This window comes from Cellulosimicrobium sp. 72-3, assembly GCF_013127315.1.
Taxonomy (GTDB): domain Bacteria; phylum Actinomycetota; class Actinomycetes; order Actinomycetales; family Cellulomonadaceae; genus Cellulosimicrobium; species Cellulosimicrobium funkei.
Genome location: NZ_CP053419.1, coordinates 174350 through 187676, shown reverse-complemented (window position 1 = coordinate 187676; position 13327 = coordinate 174350). Strand labels below are relative to the sequence as shown.

The following is a 13327-nucleotide window of genomic DNA, read 5'->3' as shown; positions in this document are numbered from 1 at the left end:
GAGGTCAGGCCTCGTCGTCCTGGATGACCGACAGCACGTTGCCCGCCGGGTCGGTGAACCACGCGATGAGCGGGCCGCCGCCGCGGAAGACGAAGTCGTCGTCCGTCTCGACGGGCGTGCCCGCGTAGCGCTCGAACTCCACGCCGCGCTCGCGGAGCGCCGCGACCGTGCCCGGCACGTCGGCGACCGGGAAGTTCAGCACCGTGAACGACGCCGGGGCGTGGGCCTCGCCCTTCGGGTAGACGAGCACGCGCGCACCGCCGCCGATCTCGAGCCAGAGCATGTCGTCCCCGCTGACGGTGAGGCCGAGGTCGTCGGCGTAGAACCGCCGCGCCGCGTCGACGTCGTCGACCGAGAACCCGCTGAACGCCGTGTCGAGCATGTCTCCTCCTGAGGTCGCGCGGGCCGGTGCCCGCTCTCCCCAGGGTCGACCGGCCGCAGGCCGTCGGCTCATCGGTCGCGCGGCGTCAGGCCTCACGGCGCAGGTGCAGCAGCGGGAACGGGCGGCCCTGGTCGTCCGTCTCCGACCGCCCGGTCACCTCGAACCCGAGCGCCCGGTAGAAGCCCAGCGCGCCCGGGTTCTGCTCGTTGACGTCGAGCTCGACGACCGGGTGACCGCGCCCGACCGCGTCGAGCAGCGCGCGGCCGATCCCGCGCCCGTGCAGCGCGGGGTCCACGAACAGCATCTCGACCCGGTGCCCGACCGTCCCGGCAAACCCCGCCACCCGGCCGTCGACCTCCGCGACGGTGAGGTCGACGGCGCCCAGGTACTCGTCCCGGACGGCGGACTCCAGCTCGCGCACGTCGTCGGGGCCGAGGAAGTCGTGGGTCGCCTCGACGGCGCGCCGCCAGACGCCGACCAGCGCGTCCGTGTCGTCGGGGCGGGCGGGGCGGAGGACGTGGTCGGTCACGGCACGAGCATGCCAGTGCCACGGCGCAGGGTGCTCCGAGAACTGAGCGAGCCGCTCCCGCGCAGGAGGGACGCTTGGCACCTGCATCGAGACCTGTCAATATAGAAGCATGTCGATGCAACCACGGTGCCTCCGGATCGCTGCCCCCGACGGTCCGGCACTCCCGTGAGCACCCCCGGCACGGCACCGCGGGCGCGGCTGTCGGCGCTCGACCGGTGGCTGCCGCTGTGGATCGGGCTGGCGATGCTCGTCGGCCTGGCCCTCGGCAGGTTCGTCCCCGCCGTGTCCGACGCGCTCGCCGCGCTGGAGGTCGGCGGGATCTCCCTCCCGATCGCCGTCGGCCTGCTGGTGATGATGTACCCGGTGCTGGCCAAGGTCCGCTACGAGCGGGTGGGTGCGGTCACCGGTGACAAGCGGCTCCTGGCGTCCTCGCTGGTCCTGAACTGGTTGATCGGGCCGGCGCTGATGTTCGCCCTGGCGTGGGCCTTCCTGCCGGACCTGCCCGAGTACCGCACCGGGCTGATCGTCGTCGGTCTGGCCCGGTGCATCGCCATGGTCGTGATCTGGAACGACCTGGCGTGCGGGGACCGGGAGGCCGCGGCGGTGCTGGTCGCGATCAACTCCGTGTTCCAGGTCGTCGCCTTCTCGTTGCTCGGCTACTTCTACCTCACGGTGCTGCCCGCGTGGCTGGGCCTGGACACCCAGGGCCTGGACGTGTCGGTGGGGCAGATCGCGCTCAACGTGCTCGTGTTCCTCGGCGTCCCGCTGGCCGCCGGGTTCGCCTCGCGTCTGGTCGGGGAGCGCGCCCAGGGCCGCGCGTGGTACGAGGACCGGTTCCTCCCGGTGATCGGACCCTGGGCGTTGTACGGGCTGCTGTTCACGATCGTGCTGCTGTTCGCCCTGCAGGGCGAGGCCGTCACCTCCCACCCGCTCGACGTCGCCCGCATCGCGCTGCCGCTCCTGGTGTACTTCGCCGTCATGTGGGGCATCGGGGTCGTGACCGGCAAGGCCCTGCGCCTGGGGTACGCGCGCACCACGACGCTGGCGTTCACCGCGGCGGGCAACAACTTCGAGCTCGCGATCGCCGTCGCGATCGGCACCTTCGGCGCCACCTCGGGACAGGCCCTGGCGGGCGTCGTCGGCCCGCTCATCGAGGTCCCCGTCCTGGTCGGTCTCGTCTACGTCTCGCTGTGGGTCGCGCGCCGCTGGTTCGCCGTCGACCCCTACGCCGCGGCGGATCGGGCACCCGAGCCGGAAGAGGTGCGGTCATGACCGCTCGCAGCCTGCCCTTGACCGTCCGTGACCCCGACTGCACGCCGCAGGTCGACGCGCACGCGATCGGGGCCGAGGTCGCGGGCGCGGTCGCGGTCGCGCTCAAGGCCCTCGCCGAGCCGCTGCGGCTGCGGATGCTGTCGTTCGTGGCGACCTCGCCGACCGGGGAGGCGTGCGTGTGCGACCTCGCCGCCCTGACGGACGTGTCCCAGCCGACCGTGTCGCACCACCTGAAGGTGCTGCGCGACGTCGGCGTGCTGGCCTCGGAGCGGCGCGGCACCTGGGTCTGGTACCGCATCACGCCCGGGTACAAGGCCGCGGTGTCCACCCTGCTGGAGTCGTTCGCCCCGGCCGCGCTCGAGGCGCTCGTCGCCCCGCACGAGCTCACGGGCCTGCAGGACGTCGATGCCGCCCTCGACCACCTCGCGACCGACCTCACCGCCCGCCACCCCGACCTCGCGGCGGGCGTGGTGCTGGCCACCGTGCGCGAGTCCTACACGGCGCTGGCCCGCTCGGCCACGGTGTCCGCGCACCTGCTCACCCTGACCGACCGGTTCGCCCGCCAGCGCCTGGCCGACCTCACCCGCGAGGCCGGCGCACGCCCGCAGGTGCTGTTCGTCTGCGTCGCCAACGCCGGGCGCTCCCAGCTCGCCGCCGCCCTGGTCCGCCGCTACGCCGGCGACCGGGTCGTCGTGCGCTCGGCCGGCTCGACGCCGGCATCGGACGTGCACCCCGCCGTGCGACCCGAGCTCGCCGCGTTCGGCACCACCGAGGGCGAGGCCTACCCCAAGCCGTTGACCGACGACGCGGTCCGCGCAGCCGACGTCGTGATCACGATGGGCTGCGGCGACGTGTGCCCGGTCCTGCCCAACACCCGGTACGAGGACTGGCTCGTGGGCGACCCGGCCCTGGCCTCCCCGGCCGGGGTCGCCGCGATCCGCGACGAGCTCGACACCCGCGTGCGCGCACTGCTCGCCGAGCTCCTGCCCGACCTCGACCTGCCCGCACCCTGAGCCACCGGAGACCACCATGACCGACACCGCTTCGAAGCCGTCCGCCCTGTTCGTCTGCGTCCACAACGCCGGCCGCTCCCAGATGGCCGCCGGGTACCTGCGCGCCCTGTCCGGCGGCGCCGTGGAGGTCCGCTCTGCCGGGTCCGCCCCGGCCGACCAGGTCAACCCCGTCGCCGTCGAGGCCATGCTCGAGGAGGGCATCGACCTCCGCGCCGAGCAGCCCAAGGTCCTCACGACGGACGCGGTCCAGGCGTCCGACGTCGTGATCACCATGGGCTGCGGCGACGCGTGCCCGATCTTCCCCGGCAAGCGCTACGAGGACTGGGCCCTGGCCGACCCCGCCGGGCAGAACATCGAGTCCGTGCGCCCGATCCGCGACGAGATCCGCAGGCGCGTGCTGACCCTGCTCGACGAGCTCGGTGTCGCCCCGGTCCGCCTCTCGCAGAGCTGAGGGGTCGGCCGAGCGCCGGTCCCGCACAGGAGCGACGCGAGGCCTGTCGCTCACGGGTGGTCTGCGTCGCCCGAGCGGCCGTGCACGACGCCGGTCGCGAACCCGACCCCGGCCGGTGCCCCGACCCCGAGGGTGACCGGCTGCGGCGCCGCCGGCGCGGTGCCGCAGCACGACCCGCTCGCCCCCGCGCCGTCCGCCTCCAGAGCGAGGTCGGTCGAGCAGACCCCGGTCGCGGGAAGGGCCAGCTCGACCGCGTCGGCCGCAGCCCGGTCCCCTGCCAGCGCCGCCGCGATCGAGCGCACCTGCTCGTAGCCCGTGGCGAGCAGGAACGTCGGCGCACGCCCGTAGGACTTCATGCCTGCGAGGTAGAACCCGTCGTCCGGGTGGGACAGCACCTGCTCGCCGTGCGGCGGCACGGTGCCGCAGGAGTGCTGGTTCGGGTCGATGAGCGGAGCGAGCGCCGCAGGTGCCTCCACGACCGGGTCCAGGTCGAGGCGCACCTCGCGCAGCATGTCCAGGTCCGGCCGGAAGCCGGTCGCGTCGACGATCTGGTGCACCTCGAGGCTCAGCGCCCCGCCGCGCACGGTCCCCAGCACCTGGACGGTTCCGGCACCGGGGACGAGGCGTTCGATCGAGACGCGCGTGAGCAGCGTCAGCCGCCCAGCCTCCACGGCGGCCCGCAGGCGCGTGCCGAGCAGGCCTCGCGCAGGGAGCTCGTCGTCGGCTCCACCGCCGAAGAGGCGACGCGCGGAACCACCGCGGATCGCCCACGTGATCGTGGTGCCGGGCTCGGACTCGGAGAGCTCGACGAGGTTCAGGAGCGTGTTCGCCGCGGAGTGGCCCATCCCGACGACGAGGGTGTCCCTGCCTGCGAACCGGTCGCGCCGGGTGCCGAGCACGTCCGGGAGAGGTCCGGTGACGAACGCAGCCGACTCCTCCTCGCCCACGGCCGGAAGACCCGAGACCCCCAGCGGGTTCGACGTCGAGAACGTCCCCGACGCGTCGATCACCGCGCGGGCCAGCACGTCGGTCACCGTGCCGCCGGCGTCCACCGTCCGCACCCGGTACCCGCGCCGCTCCCGGCCGAGGGAGCGTGTCTTGTCCGCACCGTCGCGGGCGACCGACACCACTCGCGTGCCGGTACGCAGTCGGGGCGCGATCTGCGGCGTCGCGGCCAGCGGAGCCAGGTAGCGCCCCACGAGCTCCCCGCCGGTGGGCAGCGCGTCCGGATCCGGCTCCACCCACCCCGTCGCCTCCAGCAGGCGCCGCGCGGCGGCGTCGACGTCGTAGCGCCACGGCGAGAACAACCGCACGTGGCCCCACGACGCCACGGCCGCACCCGGCCCGTCGCCGGCCTCGAGCACGATCGTCTCCAGCCCGCGCTCCAGCAGGTGCGCCGCCGCGGCCAGACCCACCGGACCTGCACCGATCACCACGACCGGGAGCTCGTCCCGCCCCACCTCGACCATGAGCACTCCTCGTATTGAAGGTTATCGATGCGAGCATCGTGGACCACCCATCGATGAGTGTCAATGTGTGGCAGGATGGCCGCATGACGACGGCCACGCTGCCCCCGGCGCCCCCGCGCGGCGCACCCGGCTGCTGCGGCCCGGCCGCCCCCGGGGCGGCAGACCCCGATGCTGCGCGCGAGCTCGCGCGCACCTTCAAGGCCCTGGCGGACCCGACGCGGGTCCAGCTCCTCGCGATCGTCGCTGCCCAGGAGGGGCACGAGGCGTGCGTGTGCGACCTCACCGGGCCGGTCGGGCTCTCCCAGCCGACCGTCAGCCACCACCTCAAGATCCTGGTCGACGCCGGCCTGCTGACCCGCGAGCAGCGCGGCCGCTGGGCGTACTACTCGCTCGTCCCGGGCGCCCTCGCCCGCGTCGCACGGTCGCTCACGGAGACCGCGGGGAGCTGAGCGCCGCTCTCGCCGCGCACTCCCGTCGTCCTGCGGACCGTGCGCTGGCGGCGTGAGGACGTCGGCCCGCAGCCGGTCGAGGGCTGACCGCCACCCGTCAGGACCGTCGCCCGCGCAGCGCGACGACGGGCCCCGAGAAGAGCGCGATGCCCAGGACGAACCCGACGTCGTACCAGTTCCCGTTGTTGTCGACCTCGTAGATGCTCACCGTGTCCGTGAAGAGGGACACGATGAACGTGACCGGCAGGATCGTCCCCTGCCACAGACCCCACCAGAAGCCGTAGCCGCCGGGGTTCGCCTCCAGGTTCGGCCCGGCCGCGCAGGCTCCCAGGAGCAGGAGCACCGCGAGAGCCAGGACCGCACCGGCACCCCGTCGTGTCGTCGTGGACATGACGCTCACCTCCGGCACCAGTGAACCGCGCACGGGGAGGGACGGCGACAGCAGGGTCGGCGGCGTGCCGCACCGCGCCCACGGGCGGCGCGTCGGTGGGGTGCGGCAGGATGAGGCCATGAGCCCGAGCACGGACGACGACGCCCCCTCGACCAGCACCGCGCCGGGCGGGGAGCTCCTGCTCCTCGACACCGCGAGCCTGTACTTCCGGGCGTTCTTCGGGGTGCCGGACTCGATCAAGGCGCCGGACGGCACGCCCGTCAACGCGGTGCGCGGCCTCCTCGACATGATCGCGACGCTCGTCACCGACCGTCGTCCGACGCGCCTCGTCGCGTGCTGGGACGAGGACTGGCGGCCGGCCTTCCGGGTCGAGGCCATCCCGTCGTACAAGGCGCACCGCGTCGCGGAGCTCGTCCCGGGCACGACGGGCGTGGAGGAGGTCCCCGAGAAGCTCGTCGCCCAGGTGCCGGTGATCGTCGACGTGCTCGCGGCGCTGGGGATCGCGCGCGTCGGGGCGGCGGGCTACGAGGCGGACGACGTCATCGGCACGCTCACCGCGCGCGAGGTCGCACGCCGCGCGGCGGCGGGCGCCGCGCCGGACCCTTCGGGGCGGGCGGCGGTCGAGGTCGTCACGGGCGACCGCGACCTGTTCCAGCTCGTGGACGACGCCGCGGGCGTGCGCGTGCTCTACCCGACGAAGGGCGTGAAGAACCTCGACGTCGTCGACCAGGCGCGCCTGCGCGAGCGGTACGGCGTCGCGACGGGCGCGGCCTACGCGGACATGGCGGTGCTGCGCGGCGACCCGAGCGACGGCCTGCCGGGCGTTCCCGGCATCGGTGAGAAGACGGCGGTCGCGCTCCTCGAGAGGTACGGCGACCTCGCGGGCGTGCTCGCGGCGCGCGACGCGGGCGACCCGGGTCTGACGGCGACCCAGCGGCGCCGGCTGACCGAGGCGGCCCCGTACCTGGAGGTCGCCCCGCTCGTCGTGCGCGTCGCGCCCGACGCCCCGCTGGGCGACGTCGACGACGCGCTGCCCACCGCCCCGGCCGACCCGGACGCGCTCGCCGAGCTCGGCGAGCGCTGGGGTCTGGGGTCGTCCGTGCAGCGCCTCCTGGACGCGCTGCGCGGCTGAGCGGCCGCCGCCCGTCCGGAGGGCAGACTGGGTCCGCCGCCGCGGACCGCCGGCGGCCCGTCCGACCCCGCCGGGAGGCGACCCGTGGCTCTCGTCCGCTGCAGCTTCTACTCCGACGTGCTCGAGGTGAGCACGTCGATGACCGTCGTGCTCCCCCAGGCCACGACGACCCAGATCGGCATGGCCGGGTCGGCGAGCGCCCGCGCCGAGGGCGCCCCGGTGCTCTACCTGCTCCACGGCATGAGCGACGACGAGACGATCTGGACGCGCCGGACGTCGATCGAGCGGTACGTCGCCGACCGCGGGCTGGCCGTCGTCATGCCGCGCGTGGAGCGCAGCTTCTACGCCGACGAGGTGCACGGGCACCGCTACTGGACGTTCCTGTCCGAGGAGCTGCCGAGCCTCGTCGACCAGTTCTTCCGCGTGTCGACGCGCCGCGAGGACACGTTCGTCGCGGGGCTGTCGATGGGCGGGTACGGCGCGTTCCGCTGGGCCCTGCGGCACCCCGAGCGGTTCGCGGCGGCGGCAAGCCTGTCCGGGGTGCTCGACCTCGCCGACGAGTCGTACCGCGAGCGGCGCCTGCCGGACATCGAGCGCGTGTTCGGCGACCGCGAGATCGCCGGGTCGGACGACGACCTGCTCGCCCTGCTGCGGCGCGCCGCGGCCGAGGGCCGCACGGCCGACCTCCCCGAGCTGTTCCTCGCGTGCGGGACGGAGGACTTCCTCGTCGACGGCAACCGGGCGTTCGAGCGGGTGGCCGATGAGTCCGGCGTGGCGCTGCGGTCGGAGTTCTCGCCCGGGACGCACGAGTGGGGCTTCTGGGACCGCACCATCCAGGACGTCCTCGACTGGCTGCCGCTGGCCGGGACGCCACGAACCTGAGGCGGCACCCTCCCTACCCCTCGGGCACGTCACAGACCGTGCCCGCGCGTCGTCGTCCAGGTGACCTGACCGCACCTCCGGCCGTGCAGCGCGCACACCGCGACGAAGGGGACCAGCACCATGACCGCCTCCACCACGCTCTCGCCCACCGACGTCGCCGCGCTGCGGGACCGCGTCACGGGTCGCGTCCTCGCGCGGGGCGACCTGCCCGACGGCGGCCCGACCGCCGCGGAGGCCGTCGCCGCGCACAGCACGCTCGTCGCGCACGACCCCGACGTCGCGGTGCTCGCGGAGACGGAGGCCGACGTCGTGGAGGCCGTACGGTTCGCGGCCCACCACGGGCTGCGCGTGCGGTCGCACGCGACGGGCCACGGCGAGTCGTCGCCGATCACGGACGGCGTCGTCCTCGGGACGAGCGGCCTCGCGGGCGTCGAGGTCGACCCGGCGTCGCGCGTCGCGCGCATCGGTGCCGGGACGCGCTGGAACGCGGTCGTCGACGCGGCCGCGGAGCACGGGCTCGCGCCCGTCACGGGCTCGTCGACGTCCGTCGGGGTCGTCGGGTACACGCTCGGCGGTGGGTACGGGCCCCTGACGCGCAGCCACGGCCTCACGTCGGACCGGGTGCGCGGCTTCCGCGTCGTGCTCGCCGACGGGTCGGTCGTCGAGGCCGGCCCGGACACCGAGCCGGACCTCTTCTGGGCGCTGCGCGGCGGGAAGGGCGGGCTGGGCGTCGTGACGCGGCTCGACCTCGAGCTCGTGCCGCTGCGCACGCTGTACGCGGGGTCGCTCACGTTCGACGCCCCGCACGTCGAGGAGGTCCTGCGCGGCTGGGCGGCATGGACCGCGACCGCGCCCGACGACGTCACCACCTCGGTCGCGGTGCTCGCCCTCCCGGACCTGCCGTTCGTCCCGGAGCACCTGCGCGGCCGCACGGTGCTCGCCCTGCGCTTCGCCTACCCGGGCGACCCCGCGGAGGGCGAGCGCCTCGCCGCGCCGCTGCGGGCGCTCGCGCCCGCCCTCGCCGACACGGTGGGCGAGCTGCCCGTGAGGGCCGTCGCGACGATCCACGCGGACCCGGAGGACGCCGGGCCGTCGTGGGTCTACGGCGCGGGCCTGCGGGAGGTGGACGAGGAGTTCCTCGACCGGTTCCTCGCCGAGCTCGGGCCGGGCAGCGGGTCACCGTTCGTCGCGGCCGAGCTGCGGCACGTCGGCGGCGCCGGGGCGCGCGACGTCGAGGGCGGGTCCGCCGCGGGCGGCCGCACCGCCGGGTTCCTGCTGGGCCTCGTGGGCGTCAACCCGCCGCGGCTGCCGGACATGGTCGCCGCCGCGGCCTCGTTCGCGCAGTGGTCGCAGCCGTGGGCCGCGACGGAGACGAACATCAACTTCCTGCCCGGGCCCTGGACGGACGACGCGCTCGCCCGGGCCTGGTCGCCCGAGACCTCCGCGCGCCTCGCGTCGGTGCGCGCGGCGTACGACCCGACGGGCCTGTTCGCCTGGCGCGTGTGACCCGGTCCGCCCCCGGTCCCCCCGGGGCGGACCGTCCCGTCACACGGCGAACAGGGCGGTGAGCCGCGGGAGGCGGCGCGCGTTCTCCTCCTCGTCGTCGAAGTCCCACGGCTCGCCGGCGGGCTCGCTGCGCGCCCGCACCGACGACGTCCGCTCGCGCGCCGCGTAGTACGCCTCGTCGTCCTCGCCGGTCGCGCGGGACCACGCGTCCCTCACGAGCGAGTCCAGCGACTCGAACCCGAACCAGGGCGACCCGCCGTCGGCCATCGCGGCGACGACGGGGTGGTCGGCGAGCGTGTCCGGGTCGGCCAGGGTGCGCTCGAACACCGCCCGGCCGGCGAGGACGAGCCCGTCGCGGAAGTCCATGAACCCGTCGTCGCTGCACCCGCCCTCGACGAGGTAGGCCGCGCCCCACACCGGCCAGGCGTAGGCGTCGTTCGCCACGTCTCCCGCCACGTCGACGAACGCCAGCATCTCGTCGGCGGCCAGCCGCTCCACGAGGAGGTCGGTGAGGGCGCCGGGCAGCGGGTCGTCCTCGGCACCGCGGTCGTCGGCACCCGCGCCCGCCCGCTCGCGTGCGGTCTCGACGATGCCCCAGAAGGTCTCTCGGTCCATGGCGCGGACGGTACGGCGAGGCACCCACAGCCGACCAGGCACCCGCTCCTCCTCACCCGGCGAGGCGGTAGACCTGCTCGACGACGTCCGCACCCACGCCCGCGGCGTACGAGGTCTCGCTCCCCACTTCGACGAACCCCGCGCGGGCCAGCACCCGCGCGGAGCCCGGATTGTGCGCCGCGACGCGCGCCACGAGCGGACGCTCGCGCTCGACGGCGAGGAACGCCGCGAGCGCGGCCGACGCGATCCCCTGCCCCCAGCGCGCGGGGTCGACCCAGTAGGTCACCTCGCGCTCGCCGTCCATCGTGAAGCTCCCGATCGTGGCGACGAGCTCGCCGTCGTGCTCGACGGCGAGGACCGTGCACGTCGGGTCGCTGCGGATCCGCGCGTAGTGCCGGTCGAACGCCTCGCGGTCGGCGGGATCAGGGCGCGTGAAGGCCGCCAGCGCGACGGCGGCGGGGTCGCGCTCCCAGGCGTAGACGCGGTCAAGGTCCCGGTCCGCGAGCTCCCGGAGGCTGACATCCATGCGCGCGACAGTAGCCTCGGCGACCGACACCGCCCGACCGACCGACCGGACGCGGCGCCACCCGGCGCCGCACGACCCGATCCGGCGCGACCCGGGCACGGGCCGGCGTCGCGCGGGCGGGGTCCGCTCACCGGCCCGGGGCGGTCCCGAGGTGCGTGTGCCGCGCGAGGATCGCGTGCGCGTCGGTGCCTCGCGGCAGGACGCCGTACCCGTGGCCGCGGTCCTCGCCGAGCCGCGCGGCGACGAACGCGTCGGCCGTGCCCGACGGCGCGTGCCGCACCACGAGCGACGCCTGGAGGGCTAGGGCGAGCGACTCCACGACGCGACGCGCCTGCGCCTGCTGCGCCCCGGCGTCGGCCCCCGCGACCTCCGCGAGCAGACGGCGCGTGCGCGCGACGTGCGCGTCGAGGACGGGGTGCGCGCCCGCCGTCGTGGCGAGCTCCGCCTCGAACGCCGCGACGGACGCGGGCTCGCGGCCCATCGCGCGGAGCACGTCGAGCGCGATGACGTTGCCCGACCCCTCCCAGATCGCCATGACCGGCTGCTCGCGGTAGCGACGGGCGAGCGGGAGCGCCTCCGTGTAGCCGTTGCCGCCCAGGCACTCCATCGCCTCGTACGCGTGGTGCGGCCCGCGCTTGCACACCCAGTACTTGCTCACGGCCGTCGCGAGGCGGCGGAACGCGCGGTCGTGCTCGGACTCGCCGTCGTGCGCGGCGGCGAGGCGCACCGACGTGAGCGTCGCGGCCTCGGACTCGAGCGCGAGGTCGGCGAGCACCGCGGTCATCGCGGGCTGGTCCACGAGCGCCGCGCCGAACGCGCTGCGGTGCCGCGCGTGCCACAGCGCCTCGGTGACCGCCTGGCGCATGCCCGCGGCCGAGCCGTGCACGCAGTCGAGCCGCGTGCGCGACACCATCTCGATGATCGTCCGCACGCCGCGCCCGGGCTCCCCGACGAGGAACCCGACGGTGCCGTCGAGCTCGATCTCCGACGACGCGTTCGACCGGTTGCCCAGCTTCTCCTTGAGGCGCTGGATGCGGAACACGTTGCGCGTGCCGTCCTCCAGCACGCGCGGCACGAGGAAGCACGACGGCGCCCCCTCGCCCGGTGCGCCCGGGACCTGGGCGAGCACGAGGAACGCGTCGGACATCGGCGCCGAGCAGAACCACTTGTGCCCCGTGAGCAGGTAGGCGCCGTCGGCCCCGGCGGGCACGGCCGTCGTCGCGTTCGCGCGCACGTCCGAGCCGCCCTGCTTCTCCGTCATCGCCATGCCGACGAGCACGCCGGGCTTGCTGCCCGGGGCCGCGAGGGCGCCGTCGTACCCGCGGGAGAGCAGGCGCGGCTCCCACACCGCGGCGAGCGACGGCGCGTGCCGCAGCGAGGGTACGGCTGCGTGCGTCATGGAGACCGGGCACGCGTGGCCCGGCTCGACCTGCGCGAACAGCGAGAAGACCGCACCCCGCACGACGTTCGCCCCCGGCCCGGGCTCCGCCCACGCGCTCGTGTGCGCGCCGTGCGCGACGGCCGCCCCGATCACCTCGTGGTACGCCGGGTGGTACTCCACCTCGTCGATGCGGTGGCCCCGGCGGTCGTGCGTGCGCAGCACGGGCTCGTGGACGTTCGCGAGCTCGGCCGCCCGCTGGAAGTCCCCCGTCCCGACGAGCGCGCCGACCTCGACGAGCCGGTCCTCGCCCCACGCCCCGCCGTACGCGTGCACCGCCTCGCGCAGCACGGGGTGGTCGAGGTACTCGTTGACCCCCTCGCGCTCGGGCGGCTGGTTGGTCACGCGGTGGGTCGTGCGGGGTGCCGGGTGCGGGACGGCGGTCGCGGCGTCGGTGACGCTCGCGGTCCCGGTGGTGCCGGCGGCCCGGGTGGGGGTGTCGCTGCGGGTGTCGGTCGGGGTCACGGTGTCCTCCTGCGGCTCTGCGGGTGGCTCGGGGTCGGTGCGGCGGTGCTCGGGTGCGGCCCGGACGCTCGCGTCAGGTGGGTGGTTCGCGCGGCCGGGTCGGGTGGGCAGGTCAGGCGGGAGCGGGCGCCACCGCCCGGGCGCCCACGGCACCCAGGCAGAAGCGCTGGATCGTGGCGACGACGGCGTCCCGCTCGCCGGGGGTCGGCGCGGGGCCCGTGGACCCGCCGTCGCGGGCCGCGGCGAGCGGCGACAGCGGGCCGGTGAGCGACTCCCCGACCGCGCCGACGAGCGCGGTCGCGACGACCGCGACGTCCTGGTCGGGGATCTCGCCCGCCGCGACGCCGTCGCGCACGACGTCCGCGAACGTCGTCGCGTACGCGCGGCGGTACTCGAGGCGCGCGGCGTCGACGGCCGGGTCGACGGGCTCGAGCAGGAGCGCCCACGCGAGCGTCGGGCCGCGCAGCGCGCGCCGCGCGAACGTATCGACGGCGCGGGCGAGGCGCACCGCGGTGCCGCCGCCGGGCGGGTCGTCCGGACGCGCGGCGGCGGCCGCGCGCACCGCATCGAGCTCGACGTCGGCCGCCTGGCGGAACACCGCGACGAGCAGGTCGGCCTTCGTCGGGAAGTAGGAGTAGACGCCGCCGGTGCTCACTCCGGCGCGCGCCGCGAGCGCCTGCACGCTCGCGCCGGCGAACCCGTGCTCGGCGACGATCGTCCGGGCCGCGTCGAGCAGGGCGTCTCGCTTGCGCTCGCGGGCGGCGCGCGTCGCCGGGGTCTCGCGGTAGGGCACGGGGCCTCCGTCGT

General features: G+C 75.5%; 15 protein-coding genes. 7 read left to right on the top strand and 8 right to left on the bottom strand.

Translation table 11 applies throughout. From position 1 onward, the window contains the following. Positions 1-4: 4 nt before the first annotated feature. Complete coding sequence (locus tag HKK73_RS00930; RefSeq protein WP_043656432.1) at positions 5-382, bottom strand: VOC family protein; 378 nt, start codon at positions 380-382, stop codon at positions 5-7. 85 nt (positions 383-467) lie between these two features. Then, the gene (locus HKK73_RS00925) at positions 468-911 is read right to left on the bottom strand and encodes an acetyltransferase (RefSeq protein WP_043656429.1); all 444 of its coding nucleotides are present in this window, start codon (positions 909-911) and stop codon (positions 468-470) included. A 165-nt stretch (positions 912-1076) separates the two neighbouring features. On the opposite strand from HKK73_RS00925, the gene arsB reads away from it, so the two are divergent. From arsB to HKK73_RS00910, 3 genes are read left to right on the top strand one after another with little or no spacing between them, the layout of a single operon-like run. After that, on the top strand, positions 1077-2183 hold the full coding sequence (arsB, locus tag HKK73_RS00920; RefSeq protein WP_085386848.1) for an ACR3 family arsenite efflux transporter: 1107 nt from the start codon (positions 1077-1079) through the stop codon (positions 2181-2183). Further along, a complete protein-coding gene (locus tag HKK73_RS00915; RefSeq protein WP_043656424.1) occupies positions 2180-3196 on the top strand; it encodes a metalloregulator ArsR/SmtB family transcription factor in 1017 nt (338 codons plus the stop codon). Before arsB ends, HKK73_RS00915 begins: the two co-directional genes overlap by 4 nt. Before the next feature lie 16 nt (positions 3197-3212). Beyond that, positions 3213-3647, top strand: a complete 435-nt coding sequence (locus HKK73_RS00910) for an arsenate reductase ArsC (RefSeq protein WP_043656420.1) — start codon at positions 3213-3215, stop codon at positions 3645-3647. Positions 3648-3697: 50 nt separating this feature from the next. Here the strand turns inward: HKK73_RS00910 and HKK73_RS00905 are convergent, their stop codons facing one another. Continuing rightward, entirely contained in the window at positions 3698-5116 is a 1419-nt protein-coding gene (locus HKK73_RS00905; RefSeq protein ID WP_171467229.1) for an FAD-dependent oxidoreductase, read from the bottom strand. Positions 5117-5199: 83 nt separating this feature from the next. Between HKK73_RS00905 and HKK73_RS00900 the strand changes: the two genes are divergently transcribed. Further along, complete coding sequence (locus HKK73_RS00900; RefSeq protein WP_171467228.1) at positions 5200-5565, top strand: metalloregulator ArsR/SmtB family transcription factor; 366 nt, start codon at positions 5200-5202, stop codon at positions 5563-5565. Positions 5566-5662: 97 nt separating this feature from the next. Here the strand turns inward: HKK73_RS00900 and HKK73_RS00895 are convergent, their stop codons facing one another. Further along, positions 5663-5956 carry a hypothetical protein gene (locus tag HKK73_RS00895; protein WP_034656008.1) on the bottom strand — a complete coding sequence of 98 codons (294 nt, stop codon included), beginning with the start codon at positions 5954-5956 and terminating at the stop codon, positions 5663-5665. Positions 5957-6074: 118 nt separating this feature from the next. Here HKK73_RS00895 and HKK73_RS00890 point away from each other — a divergent pair, with 118 nt between their 5' ends. The 3 genes from HKK73_RS00890 to HKK73_RS00880 all read left to right on the top strand — a co-directional run bounded on the left by HKK73_RS00890 (position 6075) and on the right by HKK73_RS00880 (position 9476). Further along, positions 6075-7088 carry a 5'-3' exonuclease gene (locus HKK73_RS00890; RefSeq protein WP_171467227.1) on the top strand — a complete coding sequence of 338 codons (1014 nt, stop codon included), beginning with the start codon at positions 6075-6077 and terminating at the stop codon, positions 7086-7088. 84 nt (positions 7089-7172) lie between these two features. Further along, positions 7173-7970 (top strand): alpha/beta hydrolase family protein, encoded by a 798-nt coding sequence (locus tag HKK73_RS00885; RefSeq protein WP_021482104.1) that lies wholly within the window; start codon positions 7173-7175, stop codon positions 7968-7970. A 120-nt stretch (positions 7971-8090) separates the two neighbouring features. Continuing rightward, positions 8091-9476 (top strand): FAD-binding oxidoreductase, encoded by a 1386-nt coding sequence (locus HKK73_RS00880; RefSeq protein WP_171467226.1) that lies wholly within the window; start codon positions 8091-8093, stop codon positions 9474-9476. A 39-nt stretch (positions 9477-9515) separates the two neighbouring features. Here HKK73_RS00880 and HKK73_RS00875 read toward each other — a convergent pair whose 3' ends face one another. The 4 genes from HKK73_RS00875 to HKK73_RS00860 form a co-directional block, all read right to left on the bottom strand. Then, positions 9516-10091, bottom strand: a complete 576-nt coding sequence (locus HKK73_RS00875) for a DUF4240 domain-containing protein (RefSeq protein WP_137279971.1) — start codon at positions 10089-10091, stop codon at positions 9516-9518. Between the two features lie 52 nt (positions 10092-10143). After that, a complete protein-coding gene (locus tag HKK73_RS00870; protein WP_061268423.1) occupies positions 10144-10617 on the bottom strand; it encodes a GNAT family N-acetyltransferase in 474 nt (157 codons plus the stop codon). 127 nt (positions 10618-10744) lie between these two features. Next, a complete protein-coding gene (locus HKK73_RS00865; RefSeq protein WP_171467225.1) occupies positions 10745-12520 on the bottom strand; it encodes an acyl-CoA dehydrogenase family protein in 1776 nt (591 codons plus the stop codon). 112 nt (positions 12521-12632) lie between these two features. Further along, positions 12633-13313 carry a TetR/AcrR family transcriptional regulator gene (locus HKK73_RS00860; protein WP_137279973.1) on the bottom strand — a complete coding sequence of 227 codons (681 nt, stop codon included), beginning with the start codon at positions 13311-13313 and terminating at the stop codon, positions 12633-12635. Between the last annotated feature and the right edge of the window lie 14 nt (positions 13314-13327).

Coding starts and splice junctions, on each gene's coding strand:
- HKK73_RS00900 (WP_171467228.1), top strand. CDS start 5,200: ATGACGACGGCCACGCTGCCCCCGGCGCCCCCGCGCGGCGCACCCGGC.
- HKK73_RS00890 (WP_171467227.1), top strand. CDS start 6,075: ATGAGCCCGAGCACGGACGACGACGCCCCCTCGACCAGCACCGCGCCG.
- HKK73_RS00870 (WP_061268423.1), bottom strand. CDS start 10,617: ATGGATGTCAGCCTCCGGGAGCTCGCGGACCGGGACCTTGACCGCGTC.
- HKK73_RS00910 (WP_043656420.1), top strand. CDS start 3,213: ATGACCGACACCGCTTCGAAGCCGTCCGCCCTGTTCGTCTGCGTCCAC.
- HKK73_RS00930 (WP_043656432.1), bottom strand. CDS start 382: ATGCTCGACACGGCGTTCAGCGGGTTCTCGGTCGACGACGTCGACGCG.
- HKK73_RS00905 (WP_171467229.1), bottom strand. CDS start 5,116: ATGGTCGAGGTGGGGCGGGACGAGCTCCCGGTCGTGGTGATCGGTGCA.
- HKK73_RS00875 (WP_137279971.1), bottom strand. CDS start 10,091: ATGGACCGAGAGACCTTCTGGGGCATCGTCGAGACCGCACGCGAGCGG.
- HKK73_RS00895 (WP_034656008.1), bottom strand. CDS start 5,956: ATGTCCACGACGACACGACGGGGTGCCGGTGCGGTCCTGGCTCTCGCG.
- HKK73_RS00880 (WP_171467226.1), top strand. CDS start 8,091: ATGACCGCCTCCACCACGCTCTCGCCCACCGACGTCGCCGCGCTGCGG.
- HKK73_RS00915 (WP_043656424.1), top strand. CDS start 2,180: ATGACCGCTCGCAGCCTGCCCTTGACCGTCCGTGACCCCGACTGCACG.